Raw genomic sequence first — 1,025 nt, 5'->3', positions numbered from 1 at the left:
CCTGCCGCCCGGCCCGCGCAGCGGCACCCACGCGGAGGGCACCTTGTGAACCACCGCCAGGCCCAGCGCGCGGTACCGGGCGTTGGCCACCCTCACCAGGTCCTCCAGGGCGCGGCCGCGGTTGGCGAGGGAGGCCGCCGCGGGGCTACGCCCGCCGCCCGCCATTGGTCCTCCCGCCCGCGGCCCCCCCGGCGAGCGCGAAGAGGGAGTTGGCCGCGCACCTCACCCGGTGCACGGCGCCCTCCAGCAGGCCGGCCGCCCGGCACGCCTCGGCGTAGCCGAACCTCCCGGCGGCCAGCGCCTCGGCCTCGGCTAGGGCCTCCCGCACCGCCCCCAGCGCCTCCCGGAACCTGGCGCGGTCGGCGCCCGCGATCTCCCGGGCCGCCCTGAGCGCCTCCTCCGGCCCGAGCCGCTCGATTAACTTCTTAGCTGCCATGTGCAAGGCGTCCACGACCGTCCCTACACCTCCCGGTTTTCTTGTATAGCATCTTCGACCGCCCTCAGGTAGCGCCTGTAGGCCGCCGCCCTGCCGCGTAGTCCGGCGGCCAGCAGGGGGTCCCCCCGCGGCCTCCCCACCTCCCAGGCGGTCCGGTCCTCCACTTCGCGGAGGGCCGCCCCTATCTTCTCCGCCAGGCGGCGGAGGATTTTCTCCGCGCGCATGGAAAGACACCTCCCCCGGCCACTTCCTTCTGCACGCCCGGCACCGGGAGCCGGGGACTACCCTCCAGCCCCGCCAGGGCAGGACGGTCACGCACGCCTCCGGCTCCAGCGGGCCGCCGCAGGACGGGCACGCCTTCCCCCGCACGGCTTTCCCTCCCCCCCTTGAGAAGGCACTCCCCGAAGAGAAAGGCCACCGGAGTTCAGGGCGCGGGCGCCCACGCCTCCGGGGGCCACAGCGCGGGCTGGCCGCCCCGCAGGGCGTAGCTCCACCACGCCGCGAACCGGGCCAGACGGTCCTTTCGCCAGAGCGGAAATGAGGAATCCGCCGAGTCCGCGCCACAGTGCACGGCGTGGAGCAACTTCCC

At 74.8% G+C, this 1,025-nt stretch carries 2 protein-coding genes; both read right to left on the bottom strand.

Features of this window, described 5'->3' with window-relative positions:
- Window positions 1-145: 145 nt before the first annotated feature.
- Window positions 146-451: a hypothetical protein gene (locus G454_RS0115290; RefSeq protein ID WP_027719245.1), complete on the bottom strand. Its 306-nt coding sequence runs from the start codon at window positions 449-451 to the stop codon at window positions 146-148.
- An 8-nt stretch (window positions 452-459) separates the two neighbouring features.
- A complete protein-coding gene (locus G454_RS0115285) occupies window positions 460-660 on the bottom strand; it encodes a hypothetical protein (protein WP_027719244.1) in 201 nt (66 codons plus the stop codon).
- Window positions 661-1,025: the final 365 nt, after the last annotated feature.

Source organism: Desulfovirgula thermocuniculi DSM 16036 (genome assembly GCF_000429345.1).
Lineage (GTDB): Bacteria > Bacillota > Desulfotomaculia > Desulfotomaculales > Desulfovirgulaceae > Desulfovirgula > Desulfovirgula thermocuniculi.
Note: the sequence above shows the minus strand (reverse complement) of the source record. Positions and strands in the feature narration are given on the sequence as shown.

What these genes read in the sequence shown, in the direction of transcription:
- G454_RS0115285 (WP_027719244.1), bottom strand. Translation starts at nt 660, where the DNA reads ATGCGCGCGGAGAAAATCCTCCGCCGCCTGGCGGAGAAGATAGGGGCG.